This window comes from Streptomyces sp. NPDC048111 (genome assembly GCF_043202815.1).
Lineage (GTDB): Bacteria > Actinomycetota > Actinomycetes > Streptomycetales > Streptomycetaceae > Streptomyces.
Genome location: NZ_JBIDBD010000007.1, coordinates 91,460 through 116,387, shown reverse-complemented (window position 1 = coordinate 116,387; position 24,928 = coordinate 91,460). Strand labels below are relative to the sequence as shown.

The 24,928-nt window shown below is 70.5% G+C and carries 29 protein-coding genes; 17 read left to right on the top strand and 12 right to left on the bottom strand.

Translation table 11 applies throughout. From position 1 onward, the window contains the following. Positions 1-2: 2 nt before the first annotated feature. The 3 genes from ACGF3I_RS15210 to ACGF3I_RS15200 all read right to left on the bottom strand — a co-directional run bounded on the left by ACGF3I_RS15210 (position 3) and on the right by ACGF3I_RS15200 (position 2,682). On the bottom strand, positions 3-959 hold the full coding sequence (locus ACGF3I_RS15210; protein WP_393131994.1) for a hypothetical protein: 957 nt from the start codon (positions 957-959) through the stop codon (positions 3-5). Between the two features lie 424 nt (positions 960-1,383). Further along, complete coding sequence (locus ACGF3I_RS15205) at positions 1,384-1,794, bottom strand: hypothetical protein (RefSeq protein ID WP_393131992.1); 411 nt, start codon at positions 1,792-1,794, stop codon at positions 1,384-1,386. A 324-nt stretch (positions 1,795-2,118) separates the two neighbouring features. Continuing rightward, positions 2,119-2,682 (bottom strand): hypothetical protein, encoded by a 564-nt coding sequence (locus ACGF3I_RS15200; RefSeq protein ID WP_393131990.1) that lies wholly within the window; start codon positions 2,680-2,682, stop codon positions 2,119-2,121. Positions 2,683-3,324: 642 nt separating this feature from the next. On the opposite strand from ACGF3I_RS15200, the gene ACGF3I_RS15195 reads away from it, so the two are divergent. The 3 genes from ACGF3I_RS15195 (at position 3,325) to ACGF3I_RS15185 (ending at position 4,638) form a co-directional block, all read left to right on the top strand. Beyond that, entirely contained in the window at positions 3,325-3,690 is a 366-nt protein-coding gene (locus ACGF3I_RS15195) for an STAS domain-containing protein (protein WP_393131988.1), read from the top strand. Positions 3,691-3,788: 98 nt separating this feature from the next. After that, positions 3,789-4,175, top strand: a complete 387-nt coding sequence (locus ACGF3I_RS15190; protein WP_393131986.1) for an STAS domain-containing protein — start codon at positions 3,789-3,791, stop codon at positions 4,173-4,175. An 82-nt stretch (positions 4,176-4,257) separates the two neighbouring features. Further along, a complete protein-coding gene (locus ACGF3I_RS15185) occupies positions 4,258-4,638 on the top strand; it encodes an ATP-binding protein (protein ID WP_393131984.1) in 381 nt (126 codons plus the stop codon). Between the two features lie 37 nt (positions 4,639-4,675). On the opposite strand, the gene ACGF3I_RS15180 is transcribed toward ACGF3I_RS15185, so the two are convergent. Then, positions 4,676-5,134, bottom strand: a complete 459-nt coding sequence (locus tag ACGF3I_RS15180; protein ID WP_393131982.1) for a hypothetical protein — start codon at positions 5,132-5,134, stop codon at positions 4,676-4,678. A 374-nt stretch (positions 5,135-5,508) separates the two neighbouring features. Between ACGF3I_RS15180 and ACGF3I_RS15175 the strand changes: the two genes are divergently transcribed. Then, on the top strand, positions 5,509-6,207 hold the full coding sequence (locus ACGF3I_RS15175; protein WP_393131980.1) for an adenosylcobinamide amidohydrolase: 699 nt from the start codon (positions 5,509-5,511) through the stop codon (positions 6,205-6,207). Between the two features lie 149 nt (positions 6,208-6,356). Here ACGF3I_RS15175 and ACGF3I_RS15170 read toward each other — a convergent pair whose 3' ends face one another. Together ACGF3I_RS15170 and ACGF3I_RS15165 are read right to left on the bottom strand one after the other, a co-directional pair. Next, the gene (locus ACGF3I_RS15170; RefSeq protein ID WP_393131978.1) at positions 6,357-6,713 is read right to left on the bottom strand and encodes an STAS domain-containing protein; all 357 of its coding nucleotides are present in this window, start codon (positions 6,711-6,713) and stop codon (positions 6,357-6,359) included. After that, complete coding sequence (locus tag ACGF3I_RS15165; RefSeq protein ID WP_393131976.1) at positions 6,710-8,050, bottom strand: PP2C family protein-serine/threonine phosphatase; 1,341 nt, start codon at positions 8,048-8,050, stop codon at positions 6,710-6,712. Before ACGF3I_RS15165 ends, ACGF3I_RS15170 begins: the two co-directional genes overlap by 4 nt. A gap of 209 nt (positions 8,051-8,259) precedes the next feature. On the opposite strand from ACGF3I_RS15165, the gene ACGF3I_RS15160 reads away from it, so the two are divergent. Together ACGF3I_RS15160 and ACGF3I_RS15155 are read left to right on the top strand one after the other, a co-directional pair. After that, a complete protein-coding gene (locus tag ACGF3I_RS15160) occupies positions 8,260-12,450 on the top strand; it encodes a SpoIIE family protein phosphatase (RefSeq protein ID WP_393131974.1) in 4,191 nt (1,396 codons plus the stop codon). Continuing rightward, positions 12,450-12,737 (top strand): STAS domain-containing protein, encoded by a 288-nt coding sequence (locus tag ACGF3I_RS15155; RefSeq protein WP_359838650.1) that lies wholly within the window; start codon positions 12,450-12,452, stop codon positions 12,735-12,737. The genes ACGF3I_RS15160 and ACGF3I_RS15155 overlap by 1 nt, the downstream gene beginning before the upstream one ends. A gap of 113 nt (positions 12,738-12,850) precedes the next feature. On the opposite strand, the gene ACGF3I_RS15150 is transcribed toward ACGF3I_RS15155, so the two are convergent. Continuing rightward, positions 12,851-13,201: a hypothetical protein gene (locus ACGF3I_RS15150; RefSeq protein ID WP_393131972.1), complete on the bottom strand. Its 351-nt coding sequence runs from the start codon at positions 13,199-13,201 to the stop codon at positions 12,851-12,853. A gap of 320 nt (positions 13,202-13,521) precedes the next feature. On the opposite strand from ACGF3I_RS15150, the gene ACGF3I_RS15145 reads away from it, so the two are divergent. Beyond that, entirely contained in the window at positions 13,522-13,803 is a 282-nt protein-coding gene (locus ACGF3I_RS15145) for a DUF4190 domain-containing protein (RefSeq protein WP_393131971.1), read from the top strand. An 87-nt stretch (positions 13,804-13,890) separates the two neighbouring features. On the opposite strand, the gene ACGF3I_RS15140 is transcribed toward ACGF3I_RS15145, so the two are convergent. Beyond that, entirely contained in the window at positions 13,891-15,000 is a 1,110-nt protein-coding gene (locus ACGF3I_RS15140; protein WP_393131969.1) for a glutamate--cysteine ligase, read from the bottom strand. A gap of 205 nt (positions 15,001-15,205) precedes the next feature. Between ACGF3I_RS15140 and ACGF3I_RS15135 the strand changes: the two genes are divergently transcribed. From ACGF3I_RS15135 to ACGF3I_RS15110, 6 genes are all read left to right on the top strand, one after another. Further along, complete coding sequence (locus ACGF3I_RS15135) at positions 15,206-15,622, top strand: DoxX family protein (protein ID WP_393131967.1); 417 nt, start codon at positions 15,206-15,208, stop codon at positions 15,620-15,622. A gap of 360 nt (positions 15,623-15,982) precedes the next feature. Continuing rightward, positions 15,983-16,399 carry a hypothetical protein gene (locus tag ACGF3I_RS15130; protein WP_393131965.1) on the top strand — a complete coding sequence of 139 codons (417 nt, stop codon included), beginning with the start codon at positions 15,983-15,985 and terminating at the stop codon, positions 16,397-16,399. A gap of 130 nt (positions 16,400-16,529) precedes the next feature. Then, on the top strand, positions 16,530-16,820 hold the full coding sequence (locus tag ACGF3I_RS15125) for a hypothetical protein (RefSeq protein WP_393131963.1): 291 nt from the start codon (positions 16,530-16,532) through the stop codon (positions 16,818-16,820). 529 nt (positions 16,821-17,349) lie between these two features. Further along, on the top strand, positions 17,350-18,483 hold the full coding sequence (locus ACGF3I_RS15120; RefSeq protein WP_393131961.1) for a globin domain-containing protein: 1,134 nt from the start codon (positions 17,350-17,352) through the stop codon (positions 18,481-18,483). Next, positions 18,480-19,118, top strand: coding sequence for a pyridoxamine 5'-phosphate oxidase family protein (locus tag ACGF3I_RS15115; protein ID WP_393131959.1), 639 nt, complete (start codon positions 18,480-18,482; stop codon positions 19,116-19,118). Before ACGF3I_RS15120 ends, ACGF3I_RS15115 begins: the two co-directional genes overlap by 4 nt. 200 nt (positions 19,119-19,318) lie before the next feature. Then, positions 19,319-20,536 carry a cation:proton antiporter gene (locus tag ACGF3I_RS15110; RefSeq protein WP_393131957.1) on the top strand — a complete coding sequence of 406 codons (1,218 nt, stop codon included), beginning with the start codon at positions 19,319-19,321 and terminating at the stop codon, positions 20,534-20,536. Between the two features lie 271 nt (positions 20,537-20,807). On the opposite strand, the gene ACGF3I_RS15105 is transcribed toward ACGF3I_RS15110, so the two are convergent. After that, positions 20,808-21,278 (bottom strand): ATP-binding protein, encoded by a 471-nt coding sequence (locus tag ACGF3I_RS15105; RefSeq protein ID WP_393131955.1) that lies wholly within the window; start codon positions 21,276-21,278, stop codon positions 20,808-20,810. A 164-nt stretch (positions 21,279-21,442) separates the two neighbouring features. Here ACGF3I_RS15105 and ACGF3I_RS15100 point away from each other — a divergent pair, with 164 nt between their 5' ends. After that, positions 21,443-21,811, top strand: coding sequence for an STAS domain-containing protein (locus tag ACGF3I_RS15100; protein WP_393131954.1), 369 nt, complete (start codon positions 21,443-21,445; stop codon positions 21,809-21,811). 116 nt (positions 21,812-21,927) lie between these two features. Here the strand turns inward: ACGF3I_RS15100 and ACGF3I_RS15095 are convergent, their stop codons facing one another. From ACGF3I_RS15095 to rpmB, 3 genes are all read right to left on the bottom strand, one after another. Next, positions 21,928-22,476, bottom strand: a complete 549-nt coding sequence (locus ACGF3I_RS15095; protein ID WP_393131953.1) for a GNAT family N-acetyltransferase — start codon at positions 22,474-22,476, stop codon at positions 21,928-21,930. A 203-nt stretch (positions 22,477-22,679) separates the two neighbouring features. Continuing rightward, on the bottom strand, positions 22,680-22,985 hold the full coding sequence (gene rpsN / locus ACGF3I_RS15090; protein WP_393131952.1) for a 30S ribosomal protein S14: 306 nt from the start codon (positions 22,983-22,985) through the stop codon (positions 22,680-22,682). Further along, positions 22,985-23,221, bottom strand: a complete 237-nt coding sequence (rpmB, locus tag ACGF3I_RS15085) for a 50S ribosomal protein L28 (RefSeq protein WP_393131951.1) — start codon at positions 23,219-23,221, stop codon at positions 22,985-22,987. Before rpmB ends, rpsN begins: the two co-directional genes overlap by 1 nt. Before the next feature lie 62 nt (positions 23,222-23,283). Between rpmB and rpmG the strand changes: the two genes are divergently transcribed. The 3 genes from rpmG to ACGF3I_RS15070 are packed head-to-tail and all read left to right on the top strand — an operon-like array spanning position 23,284 to position 24,897. Then, a complete protein-coding gene (gene rpmG, locus ACGF3I_RS15080) occupies positions 23,284-23,448 on the top strand; it encodes a 50S ribosomal protein L33 (protein WP_393131949.1) in 165 nt (54 codons plus the stop codon). 43 nt (positions 23,449-23,491) lie between these two features. Further along, complete coding sequence (locus ACGF3I_RS15075; RefSeq protein ID WP_393131947.1) at positions 23,492-23,749, top strand: type B 50S ribosomal protein L31; 258 nt, start codon at positions 23,492-23,494, stop codon at positions 23,747-23,749. A 14-nt stretch (positions 23,750-23,763) separates the two neighbouring features. After that, entirely contained in the window at positions 23,764-24,897 is a 1,134-nt protein-coding gene (locus ACGF3I_RS15070; protein ID WP_393132283.1) for a CobW family GTP-binding protein, read from the top strand. Positions 24,898-24,928 lie beyond the last annotated feature (31 nt).

Sequence of the window (24,928 nt, the reverse complement as noted above, 5' to 3'; positions counted from 1 at the left end):
GGTCAGCCTGTGCGTCTGCGGTACCGGCACACACCGGCACCCAGAGCTATGGCAGTCGCGCCGAGACCGAGTTGCCAGCGCGTCGCGGTGCCAAGTCCCGTCTCAGCAAGCTCGCCTGACGGAACATCAGACGCCTGCCCGACGGAACCGGCAGCCGCCCCCTGCTCACCCACCGCCGGGTCACCGACGGGCCCCGGCTGATGATCGCCCGGAGCGGGTCCGCCGGCGCCACCCCCGGTCGGCTCGCCGGCGCCGCCCCCGGTCGACCCGCCCGGACTCCCTGTTCCAGCCTCACCACCAGGATCCGCAGGCTCCTCACCGCCGGGGCCTCCGGTACCCTCACCACCGGGATCCGTGGGGTCACCGCCACCCGAACCACCGGGATCGGCGGGACGGACGATGCGCGATCCGTACCAGGGCGAGGCAAGGCTGATGCCGTCGGAGGCTCCTACGTCTATGGCCTTGAGCGGAGCGTCATCGTGGAACCGCACGCGGATGGACACCTGCAACGTACCGCCGGAAACGACCAGTTCGTAGTGCGCGGTGCTGGACGGCATTGTCGGAGCCACATCCCGCCACCCGCTCGCCTCGCGTACCTGCACATCGACATGGTCGGAACTCAGTTCCCCGTCACCATCGACGATCATGAACGTTACGTCGCGAGCGGCGTCCGACGGCTCGGCGTCGACGACGACCGTGACTTCCCGCCATGGGCCACCAGCGATGAACTCGTCCGGAAGCCCCCGCAAGGAAACCGTCACCCCCTGATCCTCGTCCGCCGCGTGGCCCTGCCGCCCGTCCCCGTCCGCTTCGCGCTCCTCGCTGGAGTCGGCCGGCGATCGGTCAGGCATCGCGAGCCCTACGGACGTACCGTCAACCGCCTCCGCCGGACCGGCCAGCAGCGCGACGGGCGCCATGACACCGGCCGCGACGGCCAGCACTGTTCTTCTCAGATGCACTGTGTTCTCTGTTCCATGTGTTGATCACTCGACAAGATCACCCTCACTGGTGCGTACACGCCACAACAGCCCATACCTGGTTATGGGCTCATAAGGTTCGCTTATGGGCGGTTCCTGACGTCTGCCCTCCTCGGGCAAGGCGGCAGCCTCGCCGGCGACCTACGCGCCTGTGCGGCCCAAGTCGCCCGGGAGATCACCGTGCCTGACGGCCGCTGCTGCGGGTCCACCCAGCTGCCGCCCTGTCGAACAACGGCCACGATGGGAGGAGCCGCAAACCGCGGTGGCCCGTACATCGGTTGCGGGCGAGCGGGTTGCGGGCGAGCGGCGACCTCCGCGCCGAGGGCACGCGGCAAGGGACACCCGCCGAAGCCTCCCAGGCGGGGCACCCTTCGACGGGCATTGGCCGGGCCGTGCTACAGAGCCGCTACTCCACCATCCCCCAGCGCGCCGGATACGGCGGCGGCCAAGGCCTGCCGAAGTCGAACAGCGACTCCCCGTCCATGAGGTCGTACTCGGCCTCGCGCCAGGCGGGGTTGCCGCCCACGACGAAACTGCCGTCGCCGGGCGCGAGCATCCATGTCCAAACCGCGTCATCCTCGGGGATGCCGTGCCGCTCGCTCAGCACCGCGAACTCGGCCGCGGTGGCCGGCCGGACATGCAGGCCGTCGCGGTAGTAGGGCTTGAGGAACATCAGCTCCACATGTCCGATCCAGACCTCCACGCGGGTGGAGGTCCCCTCGACCGCGAGTGCTTCGCTCCACAGCCTGAGCTGCCGGTGGGACGGATCGAACCCCACCACCCGGAACAGGCGCTTCCCGCTGATGTACTCGGTCACCGATCCCCCTCACTCACGGCGTCCTTACGGGATCCAGCCCGTCGGCACCTCGTCGAACGGGCGCAAATGTGCGCCCAGTTGAATGCGACTGACCGGAACGCCCGCCCCTCCAGGTCACCTTGCGCAGGAGGGTGGCCACCTCCCAGGCGGCACCGTACCCGCCCCGCGTCGGTTGCCCGGGGCGATCGACCCGCCGCGCTCGACCAGCACGGACAGCGCCCGTTCCGCCGACTTCTCGCCGGCCACGTCAGTACGAGCACGCCGAAATACCCCGTCCCCCTTCCGAGGCGCGCGAGCGCCGAGGCCTCGCGCGCCGGGCCGGGGTCACCGCATGCCGGTCAGCAGCCCGACCTCGGGAGCCAGCGCGCCTGCCTGGCCCAGGCTTCGGAAGTCGGGCTCGACCGAGGCCAGGGGAAGGGCCCCGGTCCGCACGGCGTGGTAGCGCACCAGGGTCCACAGGAAGACGTCGGGGTCGTCGAACCGGGTGTGCGCCTCGATGACTTCCTCTTCGTGGAACCAGAGCCCGACCCGTCCGTCGGCCAGCACCACGAAGTAGTTCCCGCCGCCGTCCGCGCCGAGGGACCAGACGTCGTCGTCCGTAAGCTCGCTCTCGTAGTCGCCGTCCAGGATGCGGCAGTCGTTGGCGGCGAACTCGAAGGCGTACGACCAGTCCGCCACACCGAACAGTGTGGGCAGCGTGCCCGCGCGCACCCGGCGGTCGAAGGCCGAGAGCGCGCTCGCGGCCATGCGGGGAAGCCGGGCCAGGAACGGTCCCAGCGGGCGGGCCCGAGGAACGCCCGCCCGCTCCGCGTCGGGGAACCAGCGCGCGAGATCCGCGTCGAGGTCCCGCTCGACGTATCCGGTCAGTTGATCAACGGTCAGTGCCATGGCAGGAGGGTAGGCGCCGGCCAGAGATCGGACCAGGGACAGCGGCGGCCCCGGCGGAACCGATGGGACAGCCCAGCCGCCCACAACCCGGTGATCGGCCGGCCCCGGGCTGCCGGCAGGTCGGCACAACCACCGCCGATCGCCACGGCACGCCCTCAACTCGGCTGTTCAGGGCCATTGTTGTGCGCATCGTGGTCGCAGCCCGGCACGGCGGCGACTCCCCCGTCAGCGTTCGTTCGACGTGCCGATCCCCGTTCGTCGGGCCCTGCCGCGGTCCCGACGGACCACCGTCCCCGCAGCACTCCATCACGACGCTCCGGATGCGATCAACGGCGGCGAGAGGGCGCGCGAAGGCACGTTCGGGGGATTGACGCAGCGATGGGACACGCGCCGACCTGTCGCGACGTAGCCTGCGCAGAGTCCTACGAGTGGGGCGGCACCGTCGATGACGCCTGCCGCTCCCCCGCACGACCCTCAGGTGTACTGATCTTTCTTTTTCCCCCGATCGAGTGGCGATATGTACGGCGTTCAGGGGTAGTCGGGCGCCCATGAAGGGGCAGGCGGGGCAGAACCGTCCCGCCACCGGCGCTCTTCAGCGAAGAAGTGTCCCGCGCCGATCCGGCGCCCGACGGAAGTGCACGCATGGCGACAACCACTCCGGACGAATCCGGTGCAGGACCGCACATCACCCTCCCCCGGACAACCATCACCGAACAAGTGCAGGGAGACAGGTCAGTGATCCTGACGGTCGCGGGCGCCCTCGACTGGAGCACGACCAGCCGGCTCGTGACCGCGATGCAGAAGTCCGTCAACGCCCGGTCCGTCACGGTGGACCTGAGCGGATTGGTCTGGGCGGACTCCGCGCTGCTGCACGCCCTCATCAACACGCAGCGCCATTTGCGCTCCCACGACACCCCGCTCGTCCTGCGCGGACCCCTGCATCCGGTTCTGGCACGCCTCTTCGACGTCACCGGGACCCGCAGCTACTTCGTCTTCCACGATGCCTGACAGAAAAGGGTCCTCGTCCCACAAGGCGAGCCGGTTCCCCATCACCGGTCATCATGAAGCCACACGCACCACACCCGTGACACGAGATCATCAAGAGCATGAGAACGCCTGGACCCCAGCCGGACACCCCCGTCCCCCACGTACGACACCACTGCCACGACGACCTGCTGTGGGTCATCGTTCTGTCGGGCGACATCGAAGACGCCGTGGTCGCCCTGGTCGAGGAGGCGACTCTTCGCGCCGAGCGGGCCACCGCACACCTCCTGGTCTACGACCTGGATGCCATGGGCTTCTGCGACTCGTCGCTGCTCAACCACCTCCTGCGCACGGCGCGCCGACGGCACGTGGTCCTGGCGGGCACCAACCCGTTCATGGACCGCCTGCTGGACGTGACGGGCGTGGGCCACGTCTTCACCCGGGTCGCCACACTGGATGCCGCCCGTTCCCTCACCACCGACGAACGTGTGGTCGATGACAGGCAATGACGCAGCTCGGACCCCGAAGGCCGACCCGCCGCCAGATACCGCGGGCGGGCGTGGGCGCGCACCCCGCGCAACCCCTCGACCCGTGTTCGAGACCGACTCGGCACTCCATGCGGTTCCGGAGGCACGTTGGCAGGCGGTGGCGTTCGTCAGCGACACGTGTCCCGGCGCGGACCTCGTCGCCGTGCAGCTCGTCCTGGGCGAGTTGATCAGCAATGCTGTGCGGCACACCGCCGCGGGCACCTGGCACCTGCTCCTGCGTGCCGACGAGACGGCCCTGACCATGACGGTGACGGACTCCAGCTCGCGCCTCCCCCAGCCCCGGCAGGCGGATCCATTCGACGGGCTGGGGGGGTTCGGCCTGCACATCGTGGAGCGGCTCTGCGACAGCAGCGTTGTCACGGTTCATGAGAACGGCAAGGCGGTCACAGTCAGCTGGATGCTGCCGCGCCGCCCGGCCGCGTAGTCGGAGATTCTGACCCGGGCCGGATGGCGGACAGCGCTCAGGTCTGGCACTGGGAGGTGGCGGCCGTCGACCAGTTGCTCCAGACTCCGGTGTCGGCCTTCGCGTGTACGCGGATCTCGGCCTTGACGTTGAAGGGCCCGCACACGCGGCTGGTGTCACCGATCGCCGTGGGCCCTTCGGTCGCTCCGGCGGCCACATAGGTACGGCCGGAGCCGATCTTGACCCAGTGCCCGCCGGAAACGATGCGGAAGAACGCCTCGTAGGAGACATTCACGCCGCGCGTCCCGGTGTTCCGCAGCTTGACGTGGGCGGAGATGTCCCGGAAGAAGACCTTGCCGTCCTTCCAACGCTGGGCGCTGATGCAGCCGTTGACGGCGACTCGGCCAGTGGAGACGCCACCGCCACAGGCGATCCCTGCGGCATCGGCATCGGCGGTGGGAAGCAGCAGGGCCAGCGCGGTTGCGGTGGTCAGGGCTGCGGTACGGAGCAGGCGCATCGTTGGTCCATCCTGTCGGAAGTCACGGTCCACCACGGACGGGCGGCACTCTCGCACAGGGACAGACGCGCACGGCCGGAATCGGATGCCACACCCCCCGGACGGGTGCTTCGGGAGCGGCACCGTTCCGGCCGGACGCCCCCTGCCCCTTCCGCACGCCGGGCCGCAACCCGGAACAGGGCCGCCCGCATGCGGTGCGGGAGCCGGCCGCCCGCGCCGGTCAGGTGCCGGCCCCGTCAGGTCCGGGGTGAAGTCCTGCCGCGCCCCATCTCCGTTCACCGGAGATTCGCCCGGCCCAGCAGCACACCCACCGGGGAGGTCGTTCCACGGCCCGGCTACCATCGCTCATCCCGCCGCACAAGGAGCCCATTCCGGTGACCGTCGTCCTGCCGCCCGCCGGCACCACTGTCGGACTCCTGCACATGCAGGAAGTCACCCACGACACGGCGGACTGCCTGCGCAGCCTGGTGTGGCGGGCCGGCTCGGGCTGGCGAATGATCAGCAGTGCGGTTCTCGGGGGCGGCATCGGCACGCGTGCGTGGGTGCTCAACGCTCAAGTGCCGCACGGCTATCGGCGTACGGACCCGGACCGGCATCTGGCGGCGCTCGCCCGGCGGATCGGCGCCGAGGGGCCGGGGGTCGGTCTGATGACGGCCGCCGACATCAGGTCGTCCGGCCGCGCGGAGGACGGCGGGGTCGCAGCCGTCGCGACCGCCGGACTCGGTGTGCGCGGCTGGGCCGCCTCCCCCGCGTCCGGTACGGACGTGCCCGCCCGGCCCGGCACGATCAACATCGTGGCCGCCGTGCCGGTCGCGCTGAGCGACGCGGCTCTGGTCAACGCCGTGGCCACGGCCACGGAGGCCAAGGTGCAGGCGCTGCTGGACGCCGGCTTCGACTGCTCGGGGACGCCGACGGACGCGGTGTGCGTGGCCGCCAGGGAGCCTCGCGCCGATGAGGACGCCGATGACGAGGTGCACGCGTTCGCCGGTCCGCGTTCGCTGTGGGGCGCCCGCCTGGCACGCGCGGTCCACGCCGCCGTGCGCACTGCGGCTCAGGCCACATCCGAGCGCTGAACGGGCCGTCCGCCCGGTCGGTCCGAACCGGCTTGCGCGCGCCACCCCCGGTCCGGGCCCGCCCCCGCTCCGGCGTCCCCACCGCACCGGGCCCGGGTCACCGACAACGCGTATGCCTCGTGCGTACGCCGCGTGCGGGGCCTCCCCGTTCAGGCGCTCAGCGCCTCGATCGCGTCCTCGACGGTGGGCTGGAAGGTGAAGAGCCGGTCGAGGCCGATGATGCGGAAGACATGCATCAGGTCGGCGGTCACGCCGACCAGGACCAGCGGGGTGCCGGTCTCGTGCGCCTGGCGGTCGGCGCCGATCAGCACGGTGATGCCGGTCGAGTCGCAGTAGGTGAGGTCGGAGAGGTCGATCAGTACGGGACGGGCGGGGCGGAAGGGCTCCTCCTGGATGAGCCGTGTCAGCTGCGGCGCCGTGTGGTGGTCGAGTTCGCCGGCCACGGCCAGCACCGTGGCCCCGCCGGCGTGGGTGTGGCGGGTGGCGGTCAGGGTGGGGTCGGTCACCGGTTCTCCTGAGCTGATGGGGGTGTGCGGCGGGGCGGGACGGACAGGGCGAGCAGCGCTGTGTCGTCGCTCACCCCGGTACCCAGATCGGTGAAAAGCTTGTGCACCGTGGCCAGTAAGTGGTCGGCTCCGCGAGGGGTGTGGGCGGACAGGTGGCGCGCGAGTCCTTCCTCGCCCAGCATCTGTCCGTTCGCGGTGCGCGCCTCGATGAGCCCGTCGGTGTACAGGAGCAGTGCGTCGCCCGGCGCGAGGCGGGTGCGGGCCTGCACGAACTGGGGCTCGGGCAGCAGGCCGATCAGCTGACCGCCGGCGGTGGACACCGGCTCGACCGTGCCGTCCGCGCGCACGGCCAGGGCCGGAGGATGGCCGCCGCCGGCCAGTGTGACGGTGAACGACCCGTCCGCGTCGGCGTCGAGCACGCCGAACACGGCCGTGCAGAACCGGTGGAAGTCGCCCTGGAACTCGCCTTTGAGGACCGTGTCGAGGTTGGCGAGGGCGGTTCGGGGGTCGGGATCGTAGATGGCGGCGGCCCGCAGGGTATAGCGGGTCAGCGAGGTCAGGGCGGCGGCATCGGCTCCCTTGCCGCACACGTCCCCGAGGAAGAACGCCCAGCGGCCGTCGTCGAGCGGGAAGAGATCGTAGAAGTCGCCGCCGATCTCGTCGACAGACGCGGGGTGATAGGCGGCGGCCGTGTCCAGCCCGGGGACGGTCGGCAGGGCCGGCGGCAGCAGGGTGCGCTGGAGCGTGCGGGCCAGCCGTTCGGCGTCCGCGCGCCGTTCACGTTCGGCAGCCACCGTGTGCAACGCGGCCCGCCGCAGCTCGAGTTCGTCCATGGCGAGCGCGGCCAGCTCCTGGAGGGCGGCGAGCTGGTCGTCGGCCGGCCGGCGGGGGACGGTGTCGAAAACGGTGACGCTGCCCAGCTGGTGACCGTCCGGCGTGGTGATCGCCGCGGCGGCACAGAAGCGTACGCCCAGCTGGGCGGGGACGCGGAAGCCGGCGACCGGGCCGGCATCGGCGCGGATGTCGGGGACGACCTGGGGGCCCTCGTGCGCAGCCGCGAGGGGCCACGCGTCCGGGGCACGGCTGAGCTCCCCGACGTCCCCGAGGCCGTACGCGGCCTTGCACCACACCCGGTCGCTGTCCACGATCGCCACCATGGCCATGGGAGCTGCGAAGACGCGCGCCGCGAGGGAGGCGATCTTGTCGAAGACCGGGTCGGCGGGCGCGTCCAGGACCGCGTAGCGGCGGACCGCGGTGAGCCGTCGCTCCTCGTCCGTCATCCCGTCCTTGGTCGCGGAGCCCGCATCGCGGCGCGGACCGTACTCACACACCGCCATGCCACCCCCCGTTCCGCCCGCTGGATCGTGCCTGCTGGTGCCAGGCGCGGCAGATATATCCTACGGTCGCGTCTGCAAGTACCCCGGATGGTCCAGCGATCACGCGGGTATCTCCCTCATGGAGACCGCGGCGCGCGGAGGGACGACAGCACGACGAGCGCCGGCGGCACGTGCTCGGGCATCGGCTGTCGTGAACGAAGGGGTGGGTAGTGACGCGTTCCGAGGGTGCCGAGCCCGAGGGCCCGGCCGCGGCCGGAAGCGATGTGTTCGCCGTGGACACCGAGGTCGGCGGGGAGCTGGCTCTGGTGGACTGGGCGGCGACCACCCCGCTCGGGGACCCGGAAGGCTGGCCGCAGAGCCTGAGGACGACCGTCAGCATCCTGCTGTCGTCGAAGTTCTCGATGTGGATGGCCTGGGGGCCGGAGCTGACCTTCTTCTGCAACGCCGCTTACCGGCGCGACACCCTGGGGCGCAAGTATCCGTGGGCGCTGGGACGGCCGGCGAGCGAGGTCTGGGCCGAGATCTGGCGCGACATCGGTCCCCGCATCGACAGCGTGCTCACCACCGGCGAGGCCACCTGGGACCAGGCGCTGCTGCTGTTCGTCGAACGCTCCGGCTATTCGGAGGAGAGCTACCACACGTTCTCCTACAGCCCCTTGCGCGACGATGCGGGTCTCGTGGTCGGGATGCTGTGCGTGGTCAGTGAGGAGACCGAACGGGTCATCGGTGAACGGCGGATGGCGACCCTGCGCGATCTGGGATCCGACCCCAGCGTGGTGCGCACCGAGCAGGAGATGCTCGACTTCGCGCGCGTGCAACTGGGCCGCAATCCGTACGACTTGCCGTTCACGCTGACGTATCTCTTCCAGGACGACGGCAGTGCCGCGCTGGCCGCCGCCACCGGGATGCCGGACGAGCACCCGGCCGCCGTGCCGCACCTCGCACCGGGCTCCGAGGCGGTGTGGCCGACCGCGGCCCCGGCGCGGGGCGAGTCCGTCCTCGCCCCGCTGGACGGAGCAGCGCATACGGAGCTGCCGACGGGGGCGTGGGCCGAACCGCCTCGGCAGGCGCTGGTCGTGCCGCTGCGGCAGCAGGGCGGTGACCCGTACGGCTTCATGGTGGTCGGCCTCAACCGGTATCGGGCTCTGGACGACGGTTACCGCGGCTTCGTCGAACTGGTCGCCGGACATGTCGCCTCCGGAGTCGCCAGTGCCCGCAGCTATCAGGCGCAGCAGCGTCGCGCGGAGGAACTCGCGGAGCTGGACCGGGCGAAGACGACGTTCTTCTCCAACATCAGTCACGAGTTCCGCACGCCGCTGACGCTGATCATGGGGCCGGTCGAGGAACTGCGTAACCGGCTCCCGGACGACGGCGCCCGTGCGGAACTTGAGGTCATCCACCGCAATGGCCTGCGCCTGGGCAAACTGGTCAACACCCTGCTCGACTTCTCCCGCATCGAGGCCGGCCGGATGCAGGCGAGTTACGAGCCGGTCGATCTGGCCGCGGTGACCGGTGAGCTGGCCAGCGTGTTCCGCTCGGCCATCGACCGGGCGGGCCTGGACTTCCGGGTGGACTGCCCGCCGCTGCCCGAGCCGGTCTTCCTCGACCGCAGCATGTGGGAGAAGGTGGTTCTCAATCTGCTCAGCAACGCGCTGAAGTTCACCTTCGACGGCTCGATCAGTGTCGCCACCGCCGTTGAGGACGGCAGGGCCGTGGTGACCGTCGCCGACACCGGGATCGGTGTCCCGGCGGGGGAAATGCCCCGGCTCTTCGAACGGTTCCACCGCATCGAGAACGCCCGCTCCCGCTCCAACGAGGGCAGCGGCATCGGCCTCGCCCTGGTGAAGGAACTGGTCGCACTGCACGGCGGCGAGATCAGCGCCACCTCCGTCGAGGGCCGGGGCACCAGGTTCACCATCCGGCTGCCGTTCGGCGCCGCGCACCTGCCGGCCGGCACCGTCCGGTCGGAGTCGTGCCACTCCGCGACTCCCATGGCCGACCCGTTCGTGCAGGAGGCCCTTCGCTGGCTGCCCGGTGAGCAGAGCGCGGCGCTGCCCGCCGCGGTCGAGAGCATCACCAACGGGACTGCCGCGCACGTGACTTCCGCGGGCGCGAGTGCTGACGAGCCGGCCATCGGCCAGGACCTCCCGCCCCACGTTCTGATCGCCGACGACAACGCCGACATGCGCGAGTACCTCACCCGACTGCTGCGCGGCGCGGGGTACCGGGTGGACTCGGTCAACGACGGCCGAGCGGCCCTGCGGGCCGTCCGCGCCCAGGCGTTCGACCTCGTGATCAGCGACGTCATGATGCCCCACCTGGACGGGCTCGGCCTGGTCGCGGCGCTGCGGGCCGACTCGCGGACCGCCTCGGTCCCCGTGCTGCTGCTGTCGGCGCGGGCCGGGCAGGAGGCGTCCATCGAGGGCCTGCGGGCGGGCGCCGACGACTATCTCGTCAAACCGTTCGCGGCGGCCGAACTCCTCGCCCGGGTACGGGCCAACGTCGAGCTGGCGCGTCTGCGCGGGCATCACGCCCGCTGGCGCACCGCCCTGGTCGACTCCCTGCAGGAGGCGTTCTTCGTCTGTGACGAGGACGGCGCCGTCATCGAGATCAACACGGCGTTCGCCGACATCCTCGGCTACGGGCAGGAGGGACTGCCCTACCGACCGGTCCATCCCTGGTGGCCCGACCGCGCCGACTCCGAGGCGTACGAGCAGGTCAGCGGCGCCTTCTCGCAGCTGCTCGGCCATCCGAAGGGTTCCTACACGATTCCGATCACCCACCGGGACGGCCACCGGCTGTGGGTGACGGCCACGTTCAACCAGGTCGACGATCCCGACACCGGGCGACGCGTGACCGTCGGCACCTTCCGTGACGTCACGGCCGAGCACTACGCCATCCAGCGCGAGAGCGCCCTGGCGGCCCTGGGCACCTGCCTGTCCCGGGCGACCAGCGTGCAGCAGGCACTGGCGGGGGCCCTGGACGAGCTGAAGAAGCTGTGGCGGGCCCGATCGGTCCTGGCGGCCGTCTTCGACCACGGCGACGAACCCACGCTGACCTCCACCGACGAGACGCCCGACTGGCAGGACCTGCCCGCCGAACGGCGAGCGGTGCTCAACACCCTGCGCCAGGGGCCGGTCCTGACCCCGATCGACGACCCCACCGGGGCCGGCATCCTCCTGGAGTTCCCCGAGGGCCCGCTCGTCCTGTGGATCCACGTCGGCGAGAACCGTCCTTTCACCGGCGAGGACCAGCTGCTGCTCTCCCTGCTGGCCGGGCACCTCGCCCAGGGGCTGAACCGCGCCCACCAGATCGACCAGCAGCGCGAGACCGCCATCGCCCTCCAGCGGGCCATCCTCGGCCCCTCGCGCCTGCCCGACGGTTTCGCCGTCCGGTACGAGCCCGCCACCCAGCCGCTGGAGGTCGGCGGCGACTGGTACGACACCGTCCTCCTGCCCGACGGCCGGATCGGCATCGTCGTCGGCGACTGCGTCGGCCGGGGCCTGGAGGCCGCCAGCGTCATGGGTCAACTGCGCAGCGCCTGCCGGGCGTTGCTGCTCCAGGACGCCAGCCCCGCGCAGACGCTGATGGCCCTGGACCAGTTCGCGGCGGGCGTTGCCGGCGCGGCCTGCACCACCGTGTTCTGCGGCGTCCTGAACGCCGAGACCGGGCAGCTGACGTACTCCAGCGCCGGCCACCCGCCCGGCATCCTCGTCCGGCCGGACGGTGCCACCCTGCTTCTGGAGGACGGCCGGTCGCTCCCGCTGGCCGTACGGACCGGCAGCCCGCGCCCCGAGGGGACGTGTGCCATCCCGGCGAGGTCCACCCTGCTCCTCTACACCGACGGCCTCGTGGAACGCCGCCGCCGCCCGCTCAGCGACGGCATCGACCGGGCCAGCGAGGCCCTCCAGGACGGCCGGAACACCGCGGTCGACGAACTCGCCACCCACGTCATGTCGAGGCTGGCTCCCGCGGGCGGCTACGACGACGACGTCGCCCTGCTGCTCTACCGGCACCCGGCCCCGCTGGAGATGTCCTTTCCGGCCGAGTCGTCCCAGCTCGCCCCCGTGCGCAAGTCGCTGCGCAGCTGGCTGAACCAGTGCGACCTGCCGCCCACCACGATGCAGAACATTCTGGTCGCCGCGGGCGAGGCCTGTGCCAATGCCGTCGAGCACGGCCACCGCCACTCCCCCGGCGACCCCATCTACTTCCGCGCCGAGGCGTACGTCGACGATCTGCGCCTGATCATCGCCGACAGTGGCGTCTGGAAGGACCCACAGCCCGAACTCAACACCCACCGCGGCCGCGGCATGAGCCTGATGCGGGCGCTGATGCAGCGGGTCACCGTCACACCGGGCCCCTCCGGTACCACCGTCGACATGCACACGAGGATCGCCTGATGACCACTGACCTGACCCTCACTCACGGACGACGGCCCGACGGCACCGCGCTGCTGACCGCGGTCGGCGAGATCGACATGAGCAACGCGGGTGAGCTGGCCGCCGCCCTCACGGGCACGGCCGACCCCCTGGTCCTCGACCTCAGCGGCGTCGAATACCTCGACAGTGCCGGCCTCAGCGTCCTGTTCCCGCACGCCGAGCGCCTCCAGCTCATCACCAACCCGCTCCTGGTGCCCGTCCTGACCATCTCGGGCCTGATCGATCTGACCACGGTCCACGGCGAGTAGGCGCTGCGCGGGCGGCGGCCGGAACTCCACACCCGCTGCTGGCGCTCCGGCCGCCTCCACTCCGCGAGAGAGCCGTTCTTGACGTACCGTCAGCCCGCGCGTCGCTCCACCGGTCACGACAGAGCGGCGAGCCCGACGGCCAGGCCGAAGTACGTCACGACGATGACGAGGACGCAGAACAGCAGCAGCCACCCCGTCACGATGGCAAGGAGCGCCAAGCCTCGGTCGCGGCCTCCCATCCGCTTGCCCCGGATGCGGCCGACATGGCCCGCCACGATCGCCACCAGCCCCGACACGGCCATGAAGAACGTGTAGACCCCGCCGTACAACAACCAGAGCATGGGCGTCACGAAGATCGCGACGATCGAGCCGACGCCGACCGCCGCCGCCCAGGCACCCACACGGGCCGCGACGTTGCGCGGCAGCGCGGTCGGAACAGCACTCTGCTCGGCACTACTTGTCACTACGAAACCCCCTCGACCAGTCCGGCCACCCTACGACGCCCTCGATCGCGAGCGGCAGCCGGGCCGCTGAGCGGGAAGCGTCCACCGGATCGCAGAGGGCCGTCCGGCGCCAGTCGGCCGGCTCCGGACGGACCGGCACTCAACGCGGGCGGGGTGCGGGCGATGACCCGGGGTGCGGGCGCGGCGGCGCCCACGCCCCGCAGGCAGGAAGCGGAAGCAGACTTCTCAACTGGCCCATTTGTCACCGTAGTTGACTGCTCACCGAGAACCAGGGCACCCGCAATCCATACGGAATCCGAAGCCCGAGGTGGGAGACAGCGATGACACACTTCAGCAACTCCGAGGCCACCCCGTCCCGCACCAACGGTCTGGCCGTGGCCGGGCTGGTGTGCGGCATCGTCGGCATCTTCTTCCTGAACATCGTGCTCGGCCCCCTGGCCATCGTTTTCGGTGCGGTCGCCCTGCGGCAGTCCGGGGCCAAGGGGGGTGGCGGGATGGCGAAGGCCGCTCTCGCGCTCGGCATCATCGACGTACTGCTCTTCGTGGTGCTGCTGCTGGTGGCCGCCTCCAACGGCGGCTTCCACTGGTACGTAGGCGGCTGACCCACCCTGCGGGAGGGGCTCGACGCGGGTGCCGCGTCGAGCCCCTCAGCTGTCCCTGCGGAAACCCTCGCGGGGATCGGATCCGCGTCAGTCGGTGCCCTGCGGCGTGCCGCGGGTCTCCCCGGTGATGAAGCCGACGACGCCCGTCATTCCCCCTTCCTGGAGGGCATGGCGCTGCCGGTCGGCGCCGGTGCCCTCACGCAGGAGACGGTGGACCAGCGGCTCGACGTGCCGTGTGTCGCCGTGCTCCTCCAGCGCCGGGCCGATGTGGTCGGTGAGGCGGCACAGCATGTCGCCGGCCGCGAGCGGATGCCCTTCGCGGTCCAGGAGCGTGGACGTGAGGCCGTGCCGGGCCGCGTGCCACATCGCGGCCTGCAGCAGTTCGGGCCGGCACTCCGGTTCGGGGACCTTGTCCTTGTACTCACGCAGGGCGGTCGCCGCCAGGGCGCGCACGATGCCGGTCAGCATGACGGCGTCGTCCACGCGGAGCTGAACGTCCATACAGCGCACTTCCAGAGTGGGGTAGCGCTCCGAGAGCCGTGCCTGCCAGTACAGCTGTCCCGTGTCCGCGATGGCCGTGGACCTCACCAGCCTCTCGATGCACTCCTCGTACTCCTGCAGGCCGTCGAAGTGCGGAGGAACGCCGCTGACCGGCCAGCGACTGAAGACGGGGGTGCGCCAGCTCGCGAACGACGTGTCGTGGCCCTCCCAGAACGGAGAGTTCGCCGACATCGCCAGCAGCGTGGGAAGCCACGGCCGCAACCGGTTCAACACCGCCACGCCCGACTCCCGGTCCGGCATCCCGACATGCACATGCATCCCGTTGACCAGCAGGTCCTCGGCCATCCGACCGCCCTGGTCATGAACCCGCGTGTACCGGCGCCCGCTGGTGATCGGCACCTGCCCCTCCCCCATGACCGGGGCGGAGGCAGTCGCGGCCAGACGGCCGCCGAAGCGTTCGGCCGCCGTTCCCAGCGCGTGTCGCAGACGCAGCAGGTGGCCGGCCACTTCCGGCAGCTCCTGGCACACCGGCGTGGCGATCTCCACCTGGGCCTGCAACAGCTCGGGCTGGATCTCACCGTCCTCGGACAGGTCATCGAGCCCCGCTGCGCGGCGCACCTCGTCCGACAGCGCGAGCGGGCACCCCGTCGCGGGGTCGACCAGCAGGTATTCCTCTTCAACGCCAACAGTGATCACACCACTGAGGTACCCGCAGGCAGCCGCCTCTACCGGTCGCATCGCACGCGTTCGCCCACAGCGGTACCGCGGGCGGTCACGATGCCTTGGTGCGCAGGGGCACGACCGCGCGGAAGGGAAAGAATTCCGCGCACGACCGATGAGCTCACCCGCTCGCGCCGGTCAGACCAGAGACAGCAATGCAGCCGCACAAGGGGGGAACCCGATGTCCAGCACCGCCACCGCCACCGCCATCCGCGTGAAGCCCAGCAAGAGCGTCGTCCGAACCGTCTGGACCCTCCAGATCCTGCTCGGCGCCTTCTTCGCCCTGGGCAGCGCCTTGCCCAAGCTGCTGGCGCTCCCCTCTGCCACCGTGGCCTTCGACGCCATCGGCGCAGGCCATTGGCTCATGTACCTGACGGGTCTGGTGGAGCTGGCCGGGGCGATCGGCCTGCTGATCCGCCGACTGGCCGGGACGGCCGCGACCGCGCTCATCGTCTTCCTGGCCTGCGCGTTCGCCACCCAGCTCACCGCCCTGCACGGCGAGAACGCCGGGACCCCGCTCCTCTTCATGGTTCCGCTGGCCGTCATCGCGTGGAACCGGCGCGCCGAAGTGGCGCAGCTTCTCGGAATCGCGCGCTGATCGGGCGGGACCCGCACAACCGTCGGCATCCCTCTGTGGTGTGCCGACGCCCTCGATCTGTTCGCCTGGCCGTCGCGCTGCTCGACTGACCGACGACAACCGATCTGTCCTCCGTACCGATCACCCACCCCGCTCAGAAGCAGGCTCTGCGCGGCCCCAGACCCCTACGGCATCTGGCCGAACGGGGCTGCGGCGAAGGCGGTCACCGGCCCGTGTCACACTCCTGCGGAGCTGCGGGAAACTTGGGGAGGGCTTGTGCAGGTGAGATCGGTCCGGGCGACACTGTTTGCCGCCGTCATGACGGCCGTGCTGGGGGGATGCGGCGGATTCGAGGGACCGTCGACCCCTCCGCCCACCTCCATGCCCACGGCCACGGCCCGCGACGCCGGCAACCTGGCCCTGGAGCGTTCGCGCAAGGCCTGGGGGGACACCGAATGGGGCATCAAGCAGGCGTTCTTCTCGGAAGGGCTCAACCCGTCGGGGGCTGAGCCATGGGCCCCGGGGCAGTGCACCAACCGGCTGAGCACGACCTACGAGCAGGAGGACCGGGCCAAGGTGCCGCGTTCCCTGGCCAACCTCGTCAAGGACGGCTGGATCCCGGTCCCTGGCACGCCCGCCAACACCCAATTCGCCAAGGGTGACCTGCGCCTGTCGGTGAGCGCCGAACATGACGTCTCCGAGCCCGGAAGCCCCGTCCAGGCCAACGTGCCCTTGAAGTACGTGTTCCTGAACGTCACGAGCAGCTCCTGCACCGGTGCGGCCGGCCTTTTTGAGTGAGCGGCACCGAGCGTAGGACCTCTGCGTCACCACCGTCCGCTCCTCGTCCTCCACGTCTCCCCGTGCCGCCACCTATACGTCCAACGCCGTTGTCAGGACCTCGGAGCGACGTGCGTGAGAGCATCCGTCCATGAGTAGCGACCTGGAAGTGAGCGCTCTGGCCATCAACGTCACGATCCCGCAGGCGCTCCGCTGGACGGACACTCGACGTGGCGAAGAGTTCCAACTGACCACACTCAACGTCCGGCTTCTCCCTGACGGTCGCCTCGCCGCGAAAGCCTATGGCCGGCCGGTTGGCGGTGGGCGGGGCGCATATGTCTCGTTCCCGGTCCTCGACAGACCAGAACTGGCGGCTCTCATTGCCGAGGCGGCCGACCGCGCCGGAACGTTGTGGGCCGCCCATCGCGGACTCGACTGCTGAGCCTGGTTCGACTCGGCCGAAAGCCGCAGAGACCCGCACCTCCTATGAGGGCGGGCCCCGGCTCATCAAAGCGGCCGCAACCACGACCCCGAAGCCACAGCCCCAAGCCGGTGGCCGACATCCCGTACCCCATCACCGCCGGCGTGCGAAGCAACCCGCGCGCCGACGGCACCCTCGCCCTGCCCATCCGCAAACCTCAGCCGCCCCACACGACCCCGCCGTAACACCTCACGGAGGACTGGCGCAGTAATTCAGGGGAAGGCGCCCCCCGTTACGTCTCGTGCCCGGCTGGAAGGTGAACTGCAAAAACCATCGTGTCCCCCTGTCCATCCGGCGTTCAGCAAGCCTGCAACGGCGTCTCTGTGATTGCGACAATTCTGTGCCCCGAAGACTCCCGCGCCTGTCCCCCGTCCAGCGCGCCTCAGCGCCTCCTGCCCCCGCTTCCGCGGTTGCTCACCCCCAAGGTCCTGCCCTCGCGCCGGCCGTCGCGGCCCTGACAGAGCGTGAGATCTCCCTCGTACGCGCCGGCTTGGCGGTCGTCGAACCGCAGGCGGCGGAGGTGACGGTCTACTTCTACGCCATCCTCTTCTCTCGCTACCCCCAGGTGCGCGAACTCTTTCCGCACGACATGGACGTCCAGCGCGACCGGCTGCTGCGTGGTCTGCTCCGCATCATCGAACTGGTCGACGACCCGGACCGCCTCGTGCAGTTCTGCAGTCTCCTGGGCCGCGACCACCGCAAGTTCGGGACGCTCGACGCGCACTATCCGGCAGTCGGTGAATGCCTGCTGGCAGCGCTGGCCCGCTACGCCGGCCCTGCGTGGAGCCACGAGATGGCCGCGGCCTGGACCCGCGCCTACAACACCGCGGCCCACGTGATGATCCTCGCGGCCCGGGACGACACGCGCCTGCGTCCGGCGACATGGGGGGCGGAAATCGTCAGCCATGTGCCCCGCGGCCACGGCATCGCCGAAGTCACCGTCCGCCCCGACCAGCCCTACCCCTACGCCGCGGGCCAGTACGTCAGCATGCAGACACCCTGGAGACCGAAGGCCTGGCGCCACTACTCACCGGCCAACGCGCCCCGCCCGGACAACACGCTCACCTTCCACGTCCGTGCTGTCACGGGCGGCACCGTCAGCAGCGCCCTGGTTCATCACGCGAGGGTCGGCGACGCGGTCCAACTCGGGCCTCCGCAGGGCGACATGTGCCTGGATGCCGCCGAGGACCGGGACCTGGTGTGCGTGGCGGGCGGCACGGGCCTGGCGCCGATCCGCGCCATCCTGGAGGAAGCGGCCCGCACCGGACTGCGCCGCTACGTCGACCTCTTCATCGGCGCCCGCACCGCCGAGGAACTCTACGGACTGGACGACATGCTGCGCATGGCCCAGCGCCAGCACTGGCTGTCCGTGCGTGCCGCCGTCTCTCACCAGCACATCGTCGGCCGGGAAGGAACGCTGCCACAGGTCCTGCGCGAGTTCGGCCCCTGGGACCAGCACGAAGCATTCCTGTGCGGACCACCCGTCATGGTCACCACCGCGGCCCACACCCTCATCCGTGCCGGCGTCCCCACCGCCCGGATCCACCACGACCCGCTCGACACCCCCGTCCTCAACACTCCGCTCACCCCACCCCGACACCCCCAGGAGAACGCACCACTGTGACCAGCCCTCACGCCATGCCCTCTCCGGGGGAACGCGCCCTCCAGACCCACCTCGCCACGCAGGAAAGAGCCGACTCCTTCTACTCGCGCCAGGTGCACCCGGCCCTGACACCGCCGATGAAGGATTTCATCGCCCGCCAGTCGATGGTGTTCCTGTCGACCGCCGGCGCACTGGGCCACTGCGACGCGAGCTTCCGGGCCGGACCACCGGGGTTCGTCGCCGTGCTCGACGACTACACGCTCACCTACCCGGAATACCGCGGCAACGGCGTACTCGCCAGCGCAGGCAACATCGCGGAAAACCCCCATGTCGGCCTGCTCTTCATGGACTTCACCCACCATCACATAGGCCTGCACGTCAACGGAACGGCCGCGCTCCTGGCTCCCGACGACCCACGTGCGGACCACGCCCACATTCCCGTGGATCCCGCCCCCGGCCGCAAGCCCGAGCTGTGGATCCGCATCACGGTGCAGGAAGCCTACGTCCACTGCTCCAAGCACATACCCCACCTGGAGCCCGCCGTCCGCCCAGGACGCGGATCCTCGACCGAACGCCCCAAAGACAGCGACTACTTCACCCTCACCGCTCCCCAGCAGCCACAGGACTCAGCGACCTCGGCCTCGGCCTCGTACTGACGGATCCACGGCGCGGGGCCCCGCGGAATGCTCGGCCTCGCAGCCTGTCCGCGGCGCGTGCCCTCGTCCACGCCCGAAGGCCGCCCCGCCAGCGCGGCCCCCGGGGCGGGAGGCCGGCTCGGCGCGCTCCCCGCCCGGCAGGCCCTCCGCGGAACACCTTCAGGTTGTCCGTTTCGCGCAAGGTTATTTAGATACGAGACATGTCGCACCCCGGGACGCTCATCCTGCTCATGGCCATCGCGGTCCTCGCTCCCCTGCTCACCTATGCGGTGCGGCGCTGGATTCCGGTCCCGCTGGTCATCTTCGAGATCGTGCTCGGCATCCTGGTCGGTCCCGACGTCCTCGACTGGGCGCATCACGACCAGGTGATCGACACCCTGTCGAGCCTCGGCCTGACCATGCTCATCTTCCTCGCCGGCTACGAGATCGACTTCGCCGCCGTCCCCGGCGACACCCTGCGCCGCTCGGTCACCGCCTGGCTCATCTCCCTCGCTGCCGCGCTCGGCATCGCCTTCGCCCTCACCGGAGCCCAGACCACCAAGAGCTTTGTCATCGGCACCGCACTCACCAGCACCGCCCTCGGCACAGTTTTGCCCATGCTGCGCGACTCCGGCGATCTGCGCGGACGCTTCGGCACGGTGGTCCTCGCCTTCGGCGCGGTCGGCGAATTCGGCCCCGTCATCACCATGGCGCTGCTGCTCGGCGGCCGCGCGCCCGGCCGGTCCACTGCCGTACTCCTCACCTTCGCCGCCATCACCGCCGCCGCCGTGTGGTGGGCCCTGCGACCCCGCCCCCGCTGGTTCTCGCACCTGATCAGCAAGACCCTGCACAGCAGCGGTCAGTTCGCCGTCCGGTACATCATGCTCCTGCTGGCCGCGATGCTGGGCCTCTCCCAGGCGCTGGGCGTCGACACCCTCCTCGGTGCCTTCGCCGCCGGAGTGATCACCCGACTGATCCTTCAGGGCGCCGCCCCGGACAGCAGCTCCGAAGTGCTCGGCCGCATCGAAGCGATGGGCTTCGGCTTCCTCGTCCCGCTTTTCTACGTGGTCACCGGCGTCGACTTCGACCTCGACGCCCTCCTCTCGGCCGGCCGGCCCCTCGTCCTCCTCCCCGTGCTGCTGGCGCTGTTCCTCCTCGTCCGGGGTCTGCCCCAGTACCTCCTGGCACCCCCCGACCTACCGCGCCACAACCGCCTCGGGCTTCTCTTCTACGGCTCCACCTGCCTGCCTCTCGTCGTCGCCATCACCACCATCGGTCTCAGCGACAAGGCGATCACCAGCAGCGAAGCGGCGTCCCTGGTGGGCGCCGCCATGATCTCCGTCCTCACCTTCCCGCTCATCGCGCTGTGGATCCGTACCCGCGGCGGCGAGCCGACCGCACGACCGTCACCCGTCAGCGAGAGCGGGGAGTCCTGGTGAGCCGGGCCGGCCGGCAAGGTGGGACGCCCGCCGAGAACAGCTGGCTGTGCCATTGTCGCCGCGCCGCACTGGGCCTGCCCGCGGGGACGGGCTGACCGACGACCCGGGTGCGGCGGCTCCGCGTACCTTCGAAAGACTGGATGGCAGGCAGGCGTCCGAATAGGCGCGGCGCACGCCTAGGCACCGTCAGCTGTGCCGCTTGGCTCCTGCACCTGGCCTGCGTCCGCCTGGCCTGCGCGAGCGCTGCGAGCTTCGGCAGGCGGTCAGCGGATCAGCGGGGCCCGGGTGCGGAGTGAAGGGCGATGCCGACAGTGATGCGCTTGCCGACCGCCTCTTTCCTCGCCTCGAAACTCGCGGCCACCAGCAGCACGATCTCCAGACCGTGCTGCCCGACCCGGCCGGCGTCCGCGGCACGGGCGATGGGGAGCACGGGGTCGGAATCCCAGACGGCGATGATCACCGTGTCGTCCTCGATCGTCAGCTCCAGCAGCACCGGCCCGGGCGCGTATTTGAGGGCGTTGGTGACGAGCTCGCTGACGACCAGGCGCGTCATGTCCTGGACGTACGGCGAGACCGGCACGCCGTGCTCGTCCCGTGCCCAGGACAGGAATTGTGCGGCCACGTGGCGGGCCCGGGCGATACACGCCCCCTCGCCCTCCAGCGCCGCACTGACCCGGAGCGGCTGTGCCTCGGCTGCTTCGCCGTCGTCCTCCACGAATTCTCTCTTCTGCAGCGCGCCCATCCGTCCACCCTCAGCATCGTCCAGCAGGTACCCCGCCGACGGCAGACACTGCACAATTGACGCACGCCGAGCAGTCGCGTGCGCGCGCTCCGATCGCGCTCCGATCCAGGTCTTGGCCGACCGCGCGCTTCGAGCAGGGCTCCGAGTGTGCCAGGATCGGCCGTATGGCTGAGTCGAAGACGACGGGGGCCGAGCCCGGCGAGCAGTTGTCGGCCGTGGTCTCGGACAAGGACGGCGTACGCGTCGTGACCCTGACCGGCGAGATCGATTACGACAGCGCCGACGTTCTGCGTCGCGCGCTGGACACCACGGGCTGCCCCGTTTCACGCGTGATCGCCGACCTGCACCAGGTCACTTTCCTGGACTCGAGCGGCATCAACGCCCTCATCTCCGCCCACCACGCCCGCACCGAAAGCGGCGGCCGGCTGCAACTGGCCGCCCCGACCGAAACCGTGCTGCGCACCCTCCAGATGGTCGGCCTCGACACCGTCGTCGACACCCACCCGACGCTCCAGCAGGCCCTGGACAACTGATCGCGACCGTACCGTCCTGGCGAGGTCGGCGGCCGAGCCAAGCCGCGCGCGGCCCTTCTCATGGCTTGGTCCGGGCGCGATGATCACCGGCCCGCGGAAACTGGAAAGCCCGGAAGCTACATCGTCCGAATGGCGTGCACCGGAACCTCGAAGACGATGATGAGCCCGTCGCGCTCGTTGCCCTGCTCGCCGACCTTCGTAAAGCCGAAGCCGTCGATGGAGGCCAGGGAGGCGGTGTTGTCGTATCGGATCCTGGCGCGGACGGTCCTGACACCGGGTTCGGCGGCGGCCCTGACGAGCAGCGCCCTGAGTATGGCGCGGGCATAGCCCTGACGACGGCAGGCGGGGACCACGGTATAGCCGACTTCGACCATGCCCGCCTCGTCGGGCGGCCCGTGGAACCCCGCGTCGCCCACGACGACGCCGTCCGGCTCGGACACGACGGCCCTCGTGATCCACCGCGCGGCAGAGGGGTCGTTGGCGACCTGATCGGCTCGGTAGCCGAAGATCCGGCGGGCGCGCTCGCCGACGAAGTGCTCGTCAAGCTCGATCCCGGCTTCGGCGCTGCCACCGGCGAGGTCACCCTCGGCGAGCGCCCGCAGTGCTTTCTCGCTGAGATCCACGAAGCGGACGCGCTTGAGTGGGGAGAGAGTGTCGTTGTTCATCGCGGTGATACTCACCCAGAGCCCCAGCGCTGTCCATCGCATTACACCGGCGCACTGTTGACCCACCCGGACGTCGCGGACGCGCTGGTGATCACGCTCGTCCCGCGGACGCCCCGACACCTGTGCCGGGCTCCACCCCTACGACGTCCGTAGAGGACAAAGGGGGCGGCACGCGCATGCCGCCCCCTCCCCCGGCGTCCCTGTTACCAGGACGACTTGGTCACTCCCGGCAGGCAGCCGGCATGCGCCTGCTCGCGTACGTTGATGCGGGAGAGCCCGAACTTGCGCAGATGGCCGCGAGGACGGCCGTCCGTGCTGTCGCGGTTGCGCACACGGGTCGCGCTCGCGTCACGCGGCTGGCGGCGCAGTTCCGCCTGCGCGGCCGCCTTCTCGTCGTCCGTGCTCGCCGGAGAGACCAGGACGGCCTTGAGCGCGGCGCGCCGCCGCGCGTAGCGGGCCACGACCTGCTTCCGCTTCTCGTTCTTAGCGATCTTGCTCTGCTTCGCCATCAGACACGTCCTCCATGGGCTCGGATACGGGTGACGGCGGCCTCGATGCCGATCACGTCCACGGTCTTGACGCCACGTGCGCTCAGCCGCAGGCGGACGTGCCGCCCTTCGCTGGGCAGCCAGTAGCGCTTGCTCTGGATGTTGGGGTCGAAGCGGCGCGAGGTACGCCGGTGGGAGCGGGAGATCTTCTTGCCGAATCCCGGCTCCGCGCCGGTCAGTTGGCAGCGAGCGGACATCAGGACTGCGCCTTTCTCTTGGCTCCTATTGATAATGGAAATCATTGTCGTATGCTACCCCCATGGCTCGCAACGACCTACGCCCGATCGTCAGACTCCGCTCCACCGCGGGGACCGGGTTCACCTACGTGACCCGCAAGAACCGCCGCAACAGCCCGGACCGGCTGGTCCTGAAGAAGTTCGACCCCATCGCCCGGCGCCACGTCGACTTCCGCGAGGAACGCTGACCGCCCGGCCCCGCCAGTCCGCACCCCGAACCAGGGACACCTCATGAAGCCCGCGATCCACCCCGCCTACCGCCCGGTCGTCTTCCGAGACAAGGCCGGCGACTTCGCCTTCCTGACCCGATCCACCATGACCAGCGACCGGACGACCGAGTGGGAGGACGGCCGCACCTATCCCGTCATCGACGTCGAGATCTCCTGCGCAAGCCACCCCTTCTACACCGGCACCGCCCGCGTGCTGGACGCCGCCGGCCGCGTGGAGCGCTTCGAGCAGCGCTACGGACGGGACGGTGGCCGACGGTGAGGCCCGAAGCACCGATGCCCGTGGTGGTCGTGGCCGGCCTGCACGCCGACGCCCGCCGCGCCACGGTCGAACAGCTGCTGCGCGAAGTGCCCGGCAGCGCAGTGCTGCACCATGACCTGTCGAACGGCCCGATGGGCACCGTCCGGCGCGGCGTCCGTGACGCCACGGGCGATGTCTCCCAGGACGAGGTACCTCTGGTCAACGACTGCGCCTGCTGCGCCCTGCGCGAGGACCTCGTTCCCGAACTGGAACGCCTTGCCGGCGGCGGCCTCACCCGACTGGCAGTGGTGGAACTGTGGGACTCGGTGGAACCGCGCACCATGGCCGAGGTCATCGCCGCCCACGGTGACGGCGCCTTTCGGCTCAGCAGCGTCATGACGGCCGTGGACCCGGCACTCGTCCTGCCGTACCTGTCCAACGGCGACGACCTGGCCGAGGCCGGACTCGCCGCGGCACCGAGGGACGGGCGCACCGTGGGCGACACGTTCGCACGACAGCTGGAGTACGCGCCGGTCCTTTCCGTCGCGGAGAGCCCCGCTGCCGGGCCCGACGATCTGGCACTGCTGCGCCAGTTGCATCCACTCGCGCTTCAACTCGGCATCACATCAGGGCAGTTGGGCGCAGCCGCCCTCGCCGGCTTCGACGTGGCAGCCGCGGCGACGGCCCAGCACCCGGCCTGTGCGCGGTTGCCGCACGACTGCGATGAGGACGGGGTCGGCACACTCGTCTGGCAGCGGCGCCGCCCCTTCCACTCCGGGCGTCTCTACGAGGCGCTGGAGGAGCTGTGCTGTGCCGCCGTACGCAGCCGGGGCAGGTTCTGGCTGGCGGACCGGCCCGACAGCCTGCTCGCCTGGGAGGCCGCGGGCGGTGCGCTGTGTGTGGAGCACGCAGGCCCGTGGATGGCCGCTCTTCCGGACGCCGCCTGGGAGATGGTGCCCGCCGAGCGCCGCGCAGCGGCCGCACTGGACTGGCACTCCGAGCACGGCGACCGCTGCCAGCACCTCGTCTTCACCTCTCCGGACCTCGACCGCGCCGGGTTGCTCGCGCTGCTCGATTCCTGCCTGCTCACCGACGCCGAGATCGCATCCGGATCCGCCGCCCGCCCTGGGCCCACCGGCTTCGACCGCCTGCTCGACCCCGTCGCCTGATGCATCCGCCACCCCCGACCGAGGACCCCAC